Origin of the sequence: Chitinophaga ginsengisegetis (assembly GCF_900168065.1) — a bacterium.
Lineage (GTDB): Bacteria > Bacteroidota > Bacteroidia > Chitinophagales > Chitinophagaceae > Chitinophaga > Chitinophaga ginsengisegetis.
This window is the reverse complement of sequence record NZ_FUZZ01000001.1, coordinates 2,104,623-2,121,064: the sequence shown is the minus strand read 5'-3', so window position 1 is coordinate 2,121,064 and position 16,442 is coordinate 2,104,623. Positions and strand designations below refer to the sequence as shown.

12 protein-coding genes are annotated in these 16,442 nt (G+C 46.7%); 5 read left to right on the top strand and 7 right to left on the bottom strand.

What is annotated here, in order from left to right:
* Positions 1-62: 62 nt before the first annotated feature.
* The 5 genes from dapB to B5Z18_RS08360 all read right to left on the bottom strand — a co-directional run bounded on the left by dapB (position 63) and on the right by B5Z18_RS08360 (position 3,995).
* Positions 63-782, bottom strand: a complete 720-nt coding sequence (gene dapB / locus B5Z18_RS08380; RefSeq protein WP_079468915.1) for a 4-hydroxy-tetrahydrodipicolinate reductase — start codon at positions 780-782, stop codon at positions 63-65.
* 42 nt (positions 783-824) lie between these two features.
* Positions 825-1,457, bottom strand: coding sequence for a DUF5683 domain-containing protein (locus B5Z18_RS08375; RefSeq protein ID WP_079468914.1), 633 nt, complete (start codon positions 1,455-1,457; stop codon positions 825-827).
* A 67-nt stretch (positions 1,458-1,524) separates the two neighbouring features.
* Positions 1,525-2,442: a ParB/RepB/Spo0J family partition protein gene (locus tag B5Z18_RS08370; protein WP_079468913.1), complete on the bottom strand. Its 918-nt coding sequence runs from the start codon at positions 2,440-2,442 to the stop codon at positions 1,525-1,527.
* On the bottom strand, positions 2,426-3,247 hold the full coding sequence (locus tag B5Z18_RS08365) for a ParA family protein (protein ID WP_079468912.1): 822 nt from the start codon (positions 3,245-3,247) through the stop codon (positions 2,426-2,428). The genes B5Z18_RS08370 and B5Z18_RS08365 overlap by 17 nt, the downstream gene beginning before the upstream one ends.
* Before the next feature lie 67 nt (positions 3,248-3,314).
* A complete protein-coding gene (locus tag B5Z18_RS08360) occupies positions 3,315-3,995 on the bottom strand; it encodes a metal-dependent hydrolase (RefSeq protein WP_079468911.1) in 681 nt (226 codons plus the stop codon).
* A 451-nt stretch (positions 3,996-4,446) separates the two neighbouring features.
* Between B5Z18_RS08360 and B5Z18_RS08355 the strand changes: the two genes are divergently transcribed.
* The 4 genes from B5Z18_RS08355 (at position 4,447) to lon (ending at position 10,101) form a co-directional block, all read left to right on the top strand.
* Positions 4,447-5,712 (top strand): metallophosphoesterase, encoded by a 1,266-nt coding sequence (locus B5Z18_RS08355; protein ID WP_079468910.1) that lies wholly within the window; start codon positions 4,447-4,449, stop codon positions 5,710-5,712.
* Between the two features lie 124 nt (positions 5,713-5,836).
* Positions 5,837-6,745, top strand: a complete 909-nt coding sequence (locus B5Z18_RS08350) for a hypothetical protein (RefSeq protein ID WP_079468909.1) — start codon at positions 5,837-5,839, stop codon at positions 6,743-6,745.
* A gap of 113 nt (positions 6,746-6,858) precedes the next feature.
* Positions 6,859-7,476, top strand: a complete 618-nt coding sequence (locus B5Z18_RS08345; RefSeq protein ID WP_079468908.1) for a porin family protein — start codon at positions 6,859-6,861, stop codon at positions 7,474-7,476.
* A 222-nt stretch (positions 7,477-7,698) separates the two neighbouring features.
* Positions 7,699-10,101: an endopeptidase La gene (gene lon / locus B5Z18_RS08340; RefSeq protein WP_079468907.1), complete on the top strand. Its 2,403-nt coding sequence runs from the start codon at positions 7,699-7,701 to the stop codon at positions 10,099-10,101.
* A gap of 151 nt (positions 10,102-10,252) precedes the next feature.
* Here lon and B5Z18_RS08335 read toward each other — a convergent pair whose 3' ends face one another.
* Both B5Z18_RS08335 and ahcY read right to left on the bottom strand, forming a co-directional pair.
* Complete coding sequence (locus B5Z18_RS08335) at positions 10,253-10,984, bottom strand: pyridoxine 5'-phosphate synthase (RefSeq protein ID WP_079468906.1); 732 nt, start codon at positions 10,982-10,984, stop codon at positions 10,253-10,255.
* A gap of 97 nt (positions 10,985-11,081) precedes the next feature.
* The gene (gene ahcY, locus B5Z18_RS08330) at positions 11,082-12,410 is read right to left on the bottom strand and encodes an adenosylhomocysteinase (protein ID WP_079468905.1); all 1,329 of its coding nucleotides are present in this window, start codon (positions 12,408-12,410) and stop codon (positions 11,082-11,084) included.
* Positions 12,411-12,927: 517 nt separating this feature from the next.
* Between ahcY and B5Z18_RS32470 the strand changes: the two genes are divergently transcribed.
* The coding region (locus B5Z18_RS32470) for a hypothetical protein (protein ID WP_159454238.1) at positions 12,928-16,442 on the top strand (3,515 nt) is incomplete at its 3' end.

Below are 16,442 nucleotides of genomic sequence, written 5' to 3'. Positions count from 1 at the left end.
CAGTGAGTGGCTGGCTTTTAGCCACCGGAGCGGGGTCCGGCGGCTAACGCGTTTAGCTGCTGCTATCCTAAATTCAATACATCCCGCATGGTGAACACGCCGGTTTTGCCTTTCAGCCATTCTGCCGCCACTACGGCGCCGGCTGCAAAGCCTTCCCGGGAGTGGGCGGTGTGTGTGATGGAAATATCGTCGATGGCGGAAGTATACGTTACGGTGTGTGTGCCCGGCGCCGGATCAATCCTTTTAGAGATGATGGGGAGTGCTTCCGGTTGATTGCTTTCTTCGTTTACCCAGCCGGTTTTGCGAGGCACTGCGGCCAGTACCTGTTCTGCCAGTGTGATGGCGGTACCGCTTGGCGCGTCTTTTTTATGGGTATGATGGATTTCTTCCATCTTTACGTTGTATTGTGGCTGGCCGGCCATGAGGGCAGCCAGTTTCTTATTCAGTTCAAAGAAGATATTTACGCCGATGCTGAAATTGGTGGCGTGGATGAAAGCCTGGTTTTTTTCCAGGCAAAGCGCTTTTACTTCCGGCAGTTTATCCAGCCAGCCGGTGGTACCGGATACCACGGGAACATTTGCATCGAAGCACTTTAAGATGTTGTGATAGGCTGTTTCAGGTGTGGTAAACTCGATGGCTACATCTGCCTGGCCGAGGTGTTCTTTTTCCAGCAGGTGTTTGCTGCCAACGTCTACCCGGAGTATTATTTCGTGTCCTTTGGCAGTGGCAATTGCATCTATTGCCTGTCCCATTTTACCATATCCGATGAGCGCTATTTTCATGACCCTTGCAAGTTGTATTTAAAGTTGATGTATTAATGATGATCAGCGGCCGGCGAAGTACCGGCTTTTGCCTTTTTTACCGCCAAAAGAAATATTTACGCCGATGCCCAGTGTACGGTTGTTGATGATGGTGGGGGACACGCGCATGCTCAGGTCGTCCGACATATCGAAATTGCGGAGATGTGCAAATACGGTAGCGTCTATAATGTTTACGCCATAGGCCAGGATGAAGAACAGCACGGAGTAATCCACATATTGCCGGAACTGGTCGCGGCCCACCTTCAGTGATTCGGTATCGTAAGGTTTGGTATCCGGGCTGGTGTCGTTGGTATCCGGGTTGCCATCCACCCGGAGGCGGTAAGCATCGCGGTACAGCTTGTAGGTCTTCATGTTATCCACAAAGAAATAAACGCAGGTACCAATGGCGGCATATGCAATTGGAATTTTCCAGTATTCTTTATTGTATGCCTGTCCCAGGCCCGGCACCACGGCGGAGTAAAGGGCTGCTTTACGCGGGCTGTGGGGGAGTTTGGAATCAGGAATATAAGCGCTGTCTGTAAAGATGGCTTTGTTTGCTTTTACGGTATCCGTACCTGGTGCAGGTATAGGCCGGATGATAGTATCCATTGTTTTAGCAATGGGGCGCAGGGTATCCTGCTGTGCGTGCACTGGCATAACCACTACAACCGCGATTAAAAACAACAAAAAGTATCGTAGTGAATGAAATATGTATTGAGCCTTATTAGCCACCGTATATATCTATTTTTTCCAGGATACTATCCAGCTCTTCATCCGAATAGAATTCAATTAAAATGCTGCCTTTACCGCTTTTTCCTCTATCCAGTTTTACTTTGGTAGAGAAGTGAGTGGCGAGTTTGTCCTGTATTTTCTGAAAAGCAGGAGGTAGTTTTGCTTTGGCAGCCTTTTGCTGATGATTTTTATCGGCCTGATTGATGTTGCGGGCCAGTTCTTCTGTTTGGCGTACAGACAATCCGTTTTTCAGGATTTCATTATACAGGAAGAGTTGGTTTTCCACATTTTCCACGCCGGTGAGTACGCGGGCGTGGCCCATGCTGAGCTGGCCGTTGCGTACGGCCACCTGGATATCCGGGGGGAGTTTCAGCAGGCGTATATAGTTGGTAACGGTACTTCTTTCTTTGCCCATGCGGTCGGCCACCTGTTCCTGGGTGAGACTGCATTCGTCCATGAGTCTTTTGTAGCTGAGGCCCACTTCAATGGCGTTCAGGTTTTCCCGTTGCAGGTTTTCCAGCAGGGCGAGTTCCAGGAGTTCCTGGTCGTTTACCTGGCGGATATATGCGGGAATGTCTTTGAGTCCGGCGAGTTTGCTGGCTCTCAGGCGTCTTTCACCGGCGATCAGCTGGAATTTTTTGGCGCTGATCCTGGATACGGTGATAGGCTGGATAACATCGTGCAGTTTGATCGACTGGCTTAACTCCTGTAAAGAAACCTCATCAAAGTCACGACGCGGCTGTTTCGGATTGGTAGCAATCAGATCCAGTGATATGCGTTCTATACCGGTAGCAGCAGCTACTACCTTATCACCCAGGGCGCCGGCAGTTTGCTTCAGATCTGTATCGATGTTTTGAAGCAGTGAGCGGATGCCTTTACCCAACGCCTCTTTCTTACTTGGATTGGTCATCGTTAATAGCTAGGATTTTGTCTTTGGATTTAATTTTGGTGAAATTATGTTTCTGCAGGATTTCCTTTGCCAGGTTGAGGTAGTTGATAGCACCTGTGCTGGCTGCATCATACATAATAACGGATTTACCGAAGCTGGGAGCTTCTCCCAGTTTGGTATTGCGGTGGATGATGGTATTGAACACACTTTCTTCAAAATGTTGTTTTACTTCATCCACTACCTGGTTGCTCAGGCGCAGGCGACCATCGTACATGGTCATCAGAATGCCTTCAATTTCCAGTTCTATATTCAGGCGGCTTTGTACAATTTTGATGGTATTGAGCAGTTTGCCGAGGCCTTCCAGTGCAAAAAACTCGCATTGAACGGGTATGATCACGGAGTTGGAGGCTACGAGGGCATTTACGGTGATAAGACCGAGGGAAGGGGAGCAGTCTACAATTACAAAGTCGTAGTCCGCTTCCACGGTATCGATCACCTGTTTCATCACTCTTTCCCGGGTGGGATGATTGATGAGTTCCAGTTCAGCGCCTACCAGGTCTATATGAGAAGGCAAAACCTTCAGGTTGGGAGTATCTGATTCCAGGATAACGTCTTTGGCCAGCACGTCGTTCACCATACAATCGTACAAGCTCTGCTGCACATTGCGCAGGTCGAAACCCAGCCCTGTGGTGCTGTTTGCCTGCGGGTCGGCGTCAACCAGCAGTGTCTTAAATTCCAGCACAGCCAGGCTGCTTGCCAGGTTTATTGCACTTGTAGTTTTTCCTACGCCACCTTTCTGGTTAGCGATTGCGATTATTCTAGCCATTGTGTAATTTAAAAATTCAAAGGTTATTTATAGGATAAAGGATAAATCAGCAATGATCACTTCTTCCTCAAACCTCTATGGTACTACCTATTTCGGGTAGTAACAGTTCAAGCCCGGCATCAATAAACTGCATCTTTGCTTCGTCTGTATCAATCTTAACGTAGCCGAAAGTGTTGTAGTGTACCCCGATTATCTTCTCACATTCTATCATTTCAGCGGCTGCAATGGCATCTTCGATGCCCATTGTGAAATTATCGCCAATTGGCAGTACTGCAAAATCCAGGGAGGTAACAGCTGGTATCAGCTCCATATCCACAGTGAGCGCAGTATCGCCGGCATAGTAAAAGTTCCCTTCTTCCGTCATAAATATAAAACCCATCGGATTACCGCCGTAGGTTCCATCGGGTAAACTGCTGGAGTGCTGTGCCACCACACATTTTACCGTACCAAATTCAAATTTCCATTTACCGCCGGTATTCATGGGATGGAGCTTTTCGATCCCCTGTTTACCAGCCCAGGTCACAATCTCAAAATTGGATACTACTGTTGCATTTGTCCGTTTTGCCAGGTCTAACAGGTCGGCCGTATGATCTTCATGTCCGTGGGAAACAAAAATATAGTCCGCCGTTATGGCATGGATGTCTACCTTAGCCGCCAATTCATTATGGGTGATGAAAGGATCAAACAAGATCTTTTTCCCCATAATTTCCACCGCAAAACAGGAATGTCCATAGCAAGTATACTTCATAATCAATCCATTTGAATCCATCACGACAACTTCCGGGGAAATTTACTCTCCGTAATCCGTGATTAATCTACACCTTATATTTAAAAGTAACTCTATTAAAAGTAGCGTAATCGGACAAAAATACAACGATTACGTAAAATTCGGGTGCTGCAGTATATTTATTTATACACAAACTGTTCGCAGAACAAGCCCCGTAACCTGTTAATGGGTTAATTTTTAGCCAGTTTCAGCAGGCGTAAGATTAATATATTAATAAAATATTAAAATTATTTATTGTGTACCGGTCAGCCAGCAAATGTACTGTTTCTCCTTTCTTAATAAAAAAAATAAAAACATACAATTCTTCGCGTTGTTATTCGTCTTGTAGGTACAACCACCGGTTTTAACTTTTCAGACCCGGTTAGTTATGTTAAATTGCTTTATTATTACATATCTATATTAAATTTCTATAATGCGACCCGGACTTAATTCCGTAATACTCATCGTTTTCCTTTTGTTACTGGACCTTTATGTTTTCCAGGCCATCAGGGCTATGGTGTATATGTCTACTCCCAAAGTAAGGAACATCACCTATTCCATATACTGGCTTATATCCATTTCTGTTGTGCTGATGATAGCCTTGTTGCCCTATATCAACTGGCATAACTGGCCGCCTACGCTGAAATCCTACCTGATGGCTGTTTTCATGGGCCTGGTACTGGCGAAGCTGCTGGTAACGGTATTCCTGCTGATAGACGATGTGAGAAGGGGTGTACTGTGGCTGATCCGTAAATTCAGCAGTGCGCCGGCGGTGGCTGCAACTCCGGCCACCGGCGGATTATCAAGGTCGCAGTTTATTAACCGGCTGGGACTCATCACCGGCGGCGCTTTCTTTGGAACGCTGCTATACGGATTTTCCAATAAGTACAACTACCGGGTACATAAAATAAAAATGGCTTTCAAGCATCTGCCGGCCTCCTTTAAGGGGTTGCGGATTGTACAGATCTCTGATATCCATTCCGGCAGCTTTGCTAACCGGGACGCGGTAATGAAAGGCATTAAGATGATTAATGACCAGAAGGCCGACCTGGTGCTGTTTACCGGCGACCTGGTAAATGACCGGGCGGTGGAAATGGCCGAATGGCTGGATGTATTCCGCGAGGTGAAAGCCCCGATGGGCGTGTATTCTACCCTGGGGAACCACGACTATGGCGATTACTACCCCTGGCCGGATAAAAACGCCAATGGCTACAGCGCATTGCAGCACCAGAACCTGGAGGATTTAAAAGCGGTGCATGGAAAGCTGGGCTGGAAACTCATGATGAATGAGAACGTGGTGCTGGACCGCAACGGAGAGCAGATTGCGCTGATTGGTATTGAAAACTGGAGCGCTATTAAACGTTTCCCCCGTTATGGCGACCTGAAAAGGGCGTACGAGGGAGCAGAACATATACCGTTTAAAATTTTGCTGTCGCACGATCCCACCCACTGGGATGCCCAGGTGCGCACAGAGTATCCCGATATTGCCCTGATGCTGGCAGGCCATACCCACGGTATGCAGTTTGGCGTGGAAATACCCGGTTTGAAATGGAGTCCTGCCCAATATTTTTATAAAGAATGGGCGGGGTTATATAAGAAAGGGGAACAGTTCCTGTATGTGAACAGGGGCTTCGGGTTTCTCGGCTATCCCGGAAGAGTGGGTATCCTGCCGGAAATTACGGTGATAGACCTGGTATAAAAAGGCATCGTACGCATTGACCGATAGAAAAGCTTTGTTTAACCACATATTCGTCCTGTTCGCGGATATAGGGTTAAACGATACTGATTTACGCTTATCTTGCAAGCGACGTACTTTTTAAAACATGCGCCTATACTTCTTTACCTTCCTGTTGTTATGTAGCCGTGTAGCATCGGGACAAAGCCTGGCAGAGCTGGAGCGACAGCTGGATTCGTTGTTACAGAAACAGCAGAAAAGCGAAGTGGTGGCCGGTATCGGGTATGGGAACAATCCTGCCTATGGCAGTAAAGTGGCCAATTTTGAATATCCTCTTGTATTAAAAACATTTGTAGCGCCTTCTTTAAGTTATTATCATAAAAGCGGCCTGTATGCAGGTATTAGCGCTTATTATCTTTTTAATTCCGTGAATAAGCCCTGGTTTGAATGGGACTTTACCGCCGGTTACGACTATACGAAAAACAGGAATTTTCTTAGCGGCATCTCCTATACGAAATATATTTTTGCCGATTCTTCAGACGTTCCTTCCACTCCAATCAAGAATGAAATTTTTGCGTACTTCTATTACCGGAAATGGTGGGTACAACCCGGTTTGAGCCTGGACTACGGCTGGGGGAAGCATGTGTCAGAAGGTTTATATACCAAAGAAACGTTGCATGGCAATGATTTTAATATTATTGCATCTGTAAGGCATCCTTTTATTTTTTCCGGCGTTATAGGACGGTTTGATGTATTGATGGTGACGCCTTCTGTGAATATGACGCTGGGAACGGCCAACTACTACAGTAATCTCAAAGCAGCTCAGTATATCACGCGGTCGCCCCATATGGTGAAACTCAGAAATCCCCCGGGACCTGAACTTAATTTTGAAGATCATACCGAATTTGAACCCCGCGCGATAGATGTTACTATGAATATATCCTATTTTATTGGCCGGGTAAACCTGGCGCCATCCTACACGGTTTTTAAGTCCTTAACCGGTACAGATCAGGGTATTATGAGTTATTTCACGGCCCGTATTTTATACAGTTTCTGATTTCATTAACAAATAGCACGGAATTTGTAATTACTGGAAATGTAATTACAACATAGGGGTATTTTTTACTCCGGGCGTCTATATTTTAACCATTACTAACAATACATAGATTTATGAAAAAACTGTTTTTCGCCGTAGCAGTGCTGATGATAGCTGCTGTTTCAACCGTGTCAACTGTTAATGCACAATCAAAATTCCTTCGCTTTGGTGTGAAAGGTGGTGCTAATCTTGGAAAGCTTGATGGTACCGGTTTTCAGGATGGATTTAAGTTAGGTTATCACATCGGTGGGTTTGCCCAGGTGAATCTTGTGAAAGGATTCGGGGTTCAGGGTGAGTTGATCTTCTCTTCTACCAAAACAAAAACTACAGACGATTTCAGTGAAATTTATAATACTGGAAACCTGGAAGATAATGGTAAGAAGATCACCATGAGCTACCTGAGTATTCCGTTGCTGGCTAACATTGATCTGGGAACACCACGTCTGAAACTCCAGGTAGGACCTCAGTTCAGCGCATTGGTAAGCGACAAAAAAGTATTGGGTGCTGCCAAGGAAGCTTTCAAAGGCGGCGACATTTCCGGTGTAGCCGGTTTGTGGCTGCAACTGCCGATTGTTAATGTGAGTGCCCGTTATGTTATTGGCTTTAATGATGTAAACAATTACAAAGACGTAGCTAACACCAGCAACTGGAAAAACCAGAGCATCCAGCTGGGTGTAGGTGTAACTTTCTAGTATTTCGCGTTTAGCGTTAACTTTTGATGAAGCAGCAAAGATTAAAGTGTATACTTTATCTTTGCTGCTTTTTTTGTGAGAAAAGGAAGCTGCTACGCATTCTTCCGTTCCTGCCAGAGCGTCACTTGGCATCAAACTTGACTATATAGGGATACATAAAAAAAAGAGGACTTTTGCCGGGTTGTATGACAGAATGTCCTCATGAGGCTTTAAATATCTCAGATGAACAGATTTTATTTAGGAAATTCGGAAGATGAAATGGAGTTCATGCCTATTATCCCTTTGAACGAAGACGGGGAAGGACAGGAGGATGAAAAGATTCCCGATGAACTGGCATTATTACCATTACGAAATACAGTATTGTTTCCGGGTGTTGTGCTGCCGATTACGGTGGGCCGGGATAAATCTATAAAAGCGGTGAATGACGCCTACAAAACCGACAAATCGATCGGGGTGGTAGCGCAGAAAGACAGTACGATAGAAGATCCGGCTGTAGCGGATCTGAGTGAAGTGGGTACAGTGGCGCGTATTGTAAAGCTCATCAAAATGCCTGATGGTGGCACCACCATTATCATACAGGGCCGCAAGCGCTTTAAGATAGATGAAATAGTGACGGAAGATCCCTATTTCAAAGCAAAGATCAGCGTGCTGCACGATGAAGCGGCGGAAGATGATTCAGAATTTGAAGCGTATATCTCTTCCATCAAAGACCTGGCAGCGCAAATCATCCAGCTTTCTCCCAACCTGCCTTCAGAAGCGAGCATCATCCTGAAGAACATAGAGAATCCTTCTTTCCTGGTGCATTTTGTTTCTTCCAACCTGAACTCCGACCTGAAAGAAAAGCAGCAGTTGCTGGAGATCAATAACCTGCGTACCCGTGCAGAACTGCTGATGAAGCTGTTGCAAACGGAATTACAGCTGGCAGAACTCAAGAACAAGATCACCAACAAAACGAAGGCCGACCTGGACAAGCAGCAGCGGGATTATTTCCTGCAGCAGCAGATGAAGTCGATCAAGGAGGAGCTTGGAGGAGACGCCAACGACCGGGAGCTGAAGGAAATGAAGCGGAAGGCAGAAGAAAAGAAATGGCCGGCTGCCGCTGCGGAAGCTTTTTCAAAAGGGATCGAGAAACTGGAGCGTATGCATCCGAGCACACCGGATTACAGCGTGGTGTACAATCACCTGGATCTGTTGCTGGACCTGCCCTGGGGCGAGTATACCACCGATAGCTATGACCTGAAAAAGGCAAAGAAGATATTAGACCATGACCACTACGGCATGGAAAAAATAAAGGAACGTATCCTGGAATACCTGGCTGTGCTGAAACTGAAAGGGGATATGAAGTCGCCCATTCTGTGTTTCGTAGGCCCTCCGGGTATTGGTAAAACCTCATTGGGACGATCCATAGCTAACGCTGTTGGCCGTAAGTATGTTCGCCTGAGTTTGGGTGGTTTGCACGATGAAAGTGAGATCCGCGGGCACCGTAAAACCTATATCGGCGCCATGCCGGGTAGGGTGGTACAGTCGATCCGTAAAATCAAATCATCGAATCCGGTGATGATCCTTGATGAAATTGATAAGATCGGTAATGACATGCGCGGCGATCCGAGTTCTGCATTGCTGGAGGTACTGGACCCTGAACAGAACAGCACCTTCTACGATAATTACCTGGAGCTGGAATACGACCTGAGCAAGGTATTATTTATTGCTACCGCCAACAACATCAACTCTATTCACCCGGCGCTGCGCGACAGGCTGGAGATCATTGATCTGAGCGGGTATTCCATCGAAGAAAAAGTAGAGATCGCCAAAAGGCACCTGTTGCCCAAGCAAAAGGATGCGCATGGTTTGAAGGATACAAAAGTAAAGATCAGCAATACGGTGATTGAGCAGTTGATTGCCGATTACACCCGTGAGAGCGGTGTACGTGAGCTGGACAGGCAGTTTGCCGCTATTATGCGTAACCTGGCCAAACAGGTAGCGATGGATGAGAAGTTACCGGATGCATTAACCGAAGAAGGGCTTCAGAAAATACTGGGTAAACCCCGTTATTCCAATGAGATCTATAAGGTTGGTAATCCGCCGGGAGTAGCCGTGGGGCTTGCCTGGACTTATGTAGGCGGCGATATCCTGTTTATAGAAAGCAGTTTGAGCGAGGGTAAGGGTGATCTGAAGCTGACGGGTAACCTCGGTAATGTGATGAAGGAATCTGCTGTTACGGCGCTGACCTATTTGCAATCCCATGCGGAGGAATCGGGTATTGATCCGAAGAAGTTTACGCAGAAGAGTGTGCATGTGCATGTGCCGGAGGGAGCTGTTCCAAAGGATGGTCCGAGTGCGGGTATAACCATGCTTACTGCATTGGCTTCTGTATTTACGGGCCGGAGGGTAAAATCCTACCTGGCAATGACGGGTGAGATCACGCTTCGCGGGCAGGTATTACCGGTAGGAGGTATTAAGGAAAAAATACTGGCCGCCAAAAGGGCAGGTATCCGTGAGATTATTCTTTGCTGGCAAAATGAAAAAGATATTAAGGATATCAATCCGTCTTATATTAAGGGGATGAAGTTTCATTATGTGAAGCAAATGAACCAAGTACTGGAAATAGCGTTATTAAAGAAGTAAGCACGCGTAACATTGCTGTCAGTCATGACGGCAAACTATATACTGTTCATACCGGTTTAGTTGTGACTCCGCTATGAACTTCATGTTGATTGTTTTAAGGGTTGATAAAGCCATTCCATTAATCCGGAATGGCTTTATTGTTTTGTGTAAGTTAGTCGGCCAGTTGTCTTTTATACATCTGGATAGTATTTTCCAGTCCGAAGTAGAGTGCATCGGCTACGAGTGCGTGACCGATGGATACTTCTTTCAGCTGTGGTATATGCAGTTTAAAGAAGCGGAGGTTATCGAGGTTGAGATCGTGGCCGGCGTTGAGGTCCAGGCCAATAGCGGTGGCTTCTCTGGCGGTATTTTTATAGTCGTTGAACAGCTGCAGGTTTTGCGGCTGTGTGCGTGCATTCGTATATTCTTCTGCGTAAGGGCCGGTATAGAGTTCTATACGGTCGGCGCCGGCGGTTTTAGCGCCTTCTACTTTTGTAACGTCTGCATTGAGGAAGATGGAAACCCTGATCCCTGCTTTTTTGAGGGTAGAGATCACGTCTTTCAGTTGCGACTGACAGGCGATGGTATCCCATCCGGTATTGGAGGTGATGGCATCCGGCGGATCGGGAACCAATGTGCATTGGTGAGGTTTAACGGCCAGCACGAGGTCCATAAAATCCTGGGAAGGATATCCTTCAATATTGAACTCTGTGGTGACCAGTGGTTTCAGGTCTCTTACGTCCTGGTAGCGGATATGGCGTTCATCGGGGCGGGGGTGAACGGTGATTCCATCGGCGCCGAAGCGTTCACAATCCTGGGCCACTTTTAATATATCCGGTAGATTGCCTCCACGTGCGTTGCGCAGGGTAGCAAACTTATTGATGTTTACACTCAGCTTTGTCATGCGGCAAAATTACGGCTTTTAGCTTTTACAAAAAATGCAGCGGAGAAAAAGTAGTGACTTCTTCTCCGCTGCATTTGTATTTGTTAGTTGTAAAAAACTAGTATCTGTAGTAGTCTGGTTTGAATGGACCTTCTGCAGGAATACCGAGGTATTCAGATTGTGCGGTGGTCAGTACATCCAGTTCCACGCCTACTTTTTTCAGGTGGAGACGGGCAACTTTTTCATCCAGGTGTTTAGGCAGTACGTATACTTTGTTTTCGTAGTTTTCTGAGTGCAGCCACAGTTCCAGCTGAGCCAGTACCTGGTTGGTGAAGGAGTTACTCATTACGAAAGAAGGGTGGCCGGTAGCGCAACCGAGGTTTACCAGGCGGCCTTCAGCCAGCAGGATGATATCTTTACCATCGATGGTGTATTTATCTACCTGTGGTTTGATTTCAACTTTAGTATTGCCGTAGTTTTTGTTTAACCAGGCTACATCGATTTCGATATCGAAGTGACCGATATTGGAAACGATGCATTTATCTTTCATCAGTTTGAAGTGTTCGCCGGTGATGATATCGCGGCAACCGGTAGTGGTTACGATGATATCGGCTTCTTTAACGGCATCGTTCATTTTCTTTACTTCATAACCTTCCATTGCAGCCTGTAAAGCGCAGATAGGGTCAATTTCAGTAACGATAACGCGGGCGCCTGCACCTCTCAGTGATTCAGCGGAACCTTTACCTACGTCGCCAAAACCGGCAACAACGGCTACTTTACCGGCAATCATTACGTCAGTAGCGCGACGGATCGCATCTACGCAGGATTCGCGGCAACCGTATTTGTTATCGAATTTGGATTTGGTAACGGAGTCGTTGATATTGATAGCGGGCATTGGTAAAGTACCAGCTTTCATGCGATCGTATAAACGGTGAACGCCGGTAGTGGTTTCTTCACTTAAACCTTTGATGTGCTGGATCAGCTCAGGGTATTTATCAAACACCATGTTGGTGAGGTCACCACCATCGTCCAGGATCATATTCAGCGGACGGTCGGGGCTGCCAAAGAACAGGGTTTGTTCAATACACCAGTCGAAGTCTGCTTCGTTCAGACCTTTCCAGGCAAATACAGGTACTCCTGCAGCGGCGATAGCGGCGGCGGCGTGGTCCTGCGTAGAGAATATATTGCAGGAGCTCCAGCGCACCTCGGCTCCGAGGGCTACCAGGGTTTCTATTAATACGGCAGTTTGGATAGTCATATGCAAACAACCAGCAACACGTGCACCTTGCAATGGTTTGCTGTTACCATATTCTTCTCTCAGTGACATCAGTCCGGGCATTTCGGCTTCTGCCAGTTCTATCTCTTTACGACCCCAGGCCGCGAGAGACATGTCTTTTACCTTGTATCCGAGGCTAAAGTCAATGTTTGATTTTGCAATTGTTGACATTCTGAATTGTTTTTTGCAAATCTAGGGTTATTTTAACTTTTAACATAACCCCCTGCATATATAAGGCGTTATAAAGCCCTAAAAATTTGTTAATCGCCGTTTCCTGCTACCCCGACTTATGGTTAGATAAATTAATTTGATTTAATATAAATATTATTATAGATTTGCTAATTAAAATATATGATTTTATATTTAATTGTTTGAAGATGGGTGACAAGTGGAAGGGTATAGCATAATTGTAGAAATCATAAAAAACGCCCATGAGCGCGTCTCAGGCACCCACCAACACACGATTTAGAGATATATAATTGCCGGCGGGGCTGGTTTTTCAGTTTCATCAGAAAAAAAGAAGGAACAATATAGAAGCCTGCCGGGAGAGCCAATTACAGAGATTCGCATATAGGGTTTTACAAAGGACTGTTTTATCATTTTTGACTTAAAATCTATATGTATAAATAGAAATTTACACGCTTATATGTTACTCCTTTCCTATCCTACGAAATTAATTAAGCAAGGTATGCCCCATCGTATCCACGTGTTCCTGTGCCAGGCGTTATTCCTGACAGCCGCTTTTTTCCTGGTCAGCACGGGTGTACAGGCACAGGTAACCATCAACCCGCTTGGAGGGAATACGCTTACCGATGGATTAAGGATAAAGATCAATACGGATGGTACCTATGAGGTAACAAGGAACGGGAGATCAGAATCCAGGAAGGAGAATTCAAGTTCAGTGATGGGGATCCGGTCGAATTTCAAGATGCAGAATACCAGCGGTTTTCTTACCCCCACCCCGATCGACATTAACTTTGAGAAAATATCCGAGGTAATGGGTTCCGGTACAGTTGCGGACCCTTATAAAGTTTGTTTGGTTGATTCCCTCTCATATTATGAAAATGCAGGAAGGGGGCCGTTTGTGGCTACTGTGCTGATGACTATTACCTACGTTGTACCCAATAATTACTTTGTACTGGATTATACGTTTTATAACGACCGGCCCTCCACCACGTTTTGCCTGTACCTGAGTGAATTTCCCACCATGCAGGATGATCCGCTGGGTCCCATACTGGACAATAACAGGAGTGCCACCGGGTACATGAATCCTCCGGGCGGTGGTCTGAATCCCGATATGGTAGGGTTTATAAGGCCGCCGGGTTTTAATGCTGATTATCCCAATGCTACGGTAGGAGAATTTTCACATACCTATCACGCCTATACGACATTTTCTTCCTATGTGGCTAAGTCGGCGGGAGACAGGCAGATCTTTAACAATCTCTTACTGGTAAACGCAATTGATGAAGGAGGCGTAAATACGGCTCCTAAAGGATTGGCAGCAGGTATAAACCTCGGCGTGAAACCAACTACCAAAGCCATTGGTACCCGCGTGGCAGTAGACTATGGATATAACAATACACCGGTTCATATTAATCTCCAGGGATCGCCCCTCAGTACGGGCACTGATCCTATTTCCGTGTCGTTTGAGAAAGATTCCGCCACCGGCGCTGAAGGAAACAACGGGGATCTCAACTTACCTAACCTGTACCTGGTAGTGAACAATAACGCTACCATTACTTCGGAGATGTATGTGAAAGTGGCGCTGGTACCTCCTTCCGGAGGATCGCATAACGCGGTGCAGGGTGCTGACTTTACTTTTTACGGCGGGTTTATGATTCCTGCGAAGGCATATGTTGCGGGCGACAAAATACAGTTAAGTAACATAAAGATCATCGGGAACAACGCCCTGGAATACAGCCGGCATATGACTTTCCAGCTGGTACCTGTTACCGAAAATAAACTGGTAAATATTACCGGTCAAACCACCTGCGTATACACCATCCAGGATGATGAACCGAAACACATCACTTTGTCGGCTCCGGCAAAGATCCGCGAAGGCGTTATTGATTCCGTGCGTGTAACACTTCCTCCCGGTGTGCTGGCATCCGAAAGAACCCAGGTGGATTTATCGGTGGTAGCGGCAGGTACAGAGGCTATTGCATCAGATTTTACCTATGATAATGTTGCTTATATAGAGATAGGTTCCAACGGGGTAAGTATCCCGGTAAGACCTGTAAAAGACAGTATCCTGGAAAAAGACGAGCTGGTGAATTTCAAGGCGGATGCGGTGGTGATGGGGCAGCCCCAAAGCGCTTCCAAATCCCTGCATATCGAAGATGCCACCCGCCTTGATCCTACATTAACGGTGCTGTCTTTTGTAACCGATGATCCGGCATTGCTGAAAGAGCCTTACAACGGACTGGTAACGATTTCTTTGCCGGACGGTGTTACTACGGATCTGCCGATTGATGTGATCATCAATAAAAAAAGCACCTCTACTGCCACAGATGTTGCGGACTATGAACTCGCCGGTCCTGTTACCATTCCACAGGGCGCCGGCCGCATCACCCTCCCTTTTAAAATTAACAGTGATAATGCGATAGAAGGCACAGAGAAAATAGAGATTGAACTTGCTGCATCAGATCCTATTCCTTCCACAACTTACACCACAACTGTTACTCCTTTTGTAGTGAATATTACAGATGCGCAGCTGCCTATGACAGCTCCCATCATCTTACATATTTCTGCCAACAGCATTAATGAAGGTACTTCCCCGGGAGTATGGGCAGAACTGCCTGCAGGGCTTACCACTGAAATTCCTATCCAGGTTAACTTTACACCCGGCGGCTCCTCCACGGCAGCAGCGGGTACCTATACTTTCCCTTCCGGCACAGTAACGATACCTGCTGCCAGAACCCTTTCTGATACAGTAATAGTTGGCACCGCTGCCAACCAGGTGTTTGATGACACCCGCAAACTGGTATTAGTGGGAAGCACCGCGGATGCAGGGATCCTGGTAAAGGATAGTTTAACGCTTACTATCAATGACGCCACCTCTCCGGCCCAAAAGAAATTAACCATTGCCCCGCTCACGTATCACCTGCCAGAAGGCGATAGTACCCGTTTTACTATTGCGCTGCCTGCCGGGTATACTTCTGCAAAAGATATTGTCGTTGCGCTGAAAAGAAACGTGGCCGGCTCTGATGCCGGTGTTACAGACTTTGGCTGGATAACAGAAGACAGCATCCGGTTACCGGCCAACACGCCTTCTCCTTATACCACCACCTATACCATTATAAAAGCAGTGGGTGATGATCATATTATTGAGAAAGATGAACGACTGGGGCTGACTGGCAGCGTATTTGGTTTAACCGGATACACCGTGTCGGATACGGCCATTATCATTGATGATGCCACGCGTAGAGATGCCAACGCCACAAAGATCACATTCACATTGCCATCTGCGGCGGTGAATGAAAACAGCACTAACAATATCGGCTTCAGCTTACCTGCCGGTGTAACTACCGAGATACCGGTTAAGATTACACTGGGTGGCGCTACCGGTACGGCTATACGTAATACAGATTATTACCTGCCTGCGGATACTACCTTTACCGGTGCATCCGGCGTGGCGGAACTGAAGGTTACTGCAGATATCCTGGTAGAAGATGCAGAAGATATACATGTTACACCAGTAGTGAGTGATGCACTCAGCACGGTGTACACCTTCCTGCCAGCCACAATGGATATGAACATCAAAGATGCGCAGTATCCTTTCCCTGCGGGCGACTCCGTGTTGCTGACCAGCACACCTAACCCGGTAACGGAAGGTGGCTCCGCTATTATTACCGCCACCTTCCCGCATGGCTGGAAGGCCGGCAAAGCCTGGACCATCAACCTGGCGAAAGATGCGGTGCGGTCAACAACGGCTGATACCAGTCATGGTTCCATCCCGGGTTCCGTGACCATTGCGGCCAACGCATCGTCCGGCACCACTACGGCCATCACCACTAAAACCAACAATGTATTCGACGATGGCGGATTTATAAAAGTAGATGGTAACGCAGGCAACACCAACATGCCGGCTACCAGCGCGATCATTAACATCACGGATGGTACTGATCCTGCGCAGAAGAAGCTGACCTTAACCGCAGTAACCTCTCCGCTTGCAGAAGGCAGCAGCACTGCTTTCACGGTATC

Coding starts and splice junctions, on each gene's coding strand:
- B5Z18_RS08355 (WP_079468910.1), top strand. CDS start 4,447: ATGCGACCCGGACTTAATTCCGTAATACTCATCGTTTTCCTTTTGTTA.
- B5Z18_RS08335 (WP_079468906.1), bottom strand. CDS start 10,984: ATGACAAAGCTGAGTGTAAACATCAATAAGTTTGCTACCCTGCGCAAC.
- B5Z18_RS08360 (WP_079468911.1), bottom strand. CDS start 3,995: ATGAAGTATACTTGCTATGGACATTCCTGTTTTGCGGTGGAAATTATG.
- lon (WP_079468907.1), top strand. CDS start 7,699: ATGAACAGATTTTATTTAGGAAATTCGGAAGATGAAATGGAGTTCATG.
- B5Z18_RS08345 (WP_079468908.1), top strand. CDS start 6,859: ATGAAAAAACTGTTTTTCGCCGTAGCAGTGCTGATGATAGCTGCTGTT.
- ahcY (WP_079468905.1), bottom strand. CDS start 12,410: ATGTCAACAATTGCAAAATCAAACATTGACTTTAGCCTCGGATACAAG.
- B5Z18_RS08365 (WP_079468912.1), bottom strand. CDS start 3,247: ATGGCTAGAATAATCGCAATCGCTAACCAGAAAGGTGGCGTAGGAAAA.
- B5Z18_RS08370 (WP_079468913.1), bottom strand. CDS start 2,442: ATGACCAATCCAAGTAAGAAAGAGGCGTTGGGTAAAGGCATCCGCTCA.
- dapB (WP_079468915.1), bottom strand. CDS start 782: ATGAAAATAGCGCTCATCGGATATGGTAAAATGGGACAGGCAATAGAT.
- B5Z18_RS08375 (WP_079468914.1), bottom strand. CDS start 1,457: ATGCCAGTGCACGCACAGCAGGATACCCTGCGCCCCATTGCTAAAACA.
- B5Z18_RS08350 (WP_079468909.1), top strand. CDS start 5,837: ATGCGCCTATACTTCTTTACCTTCCTGTTGTTATGTAGCCGTGTAGCA.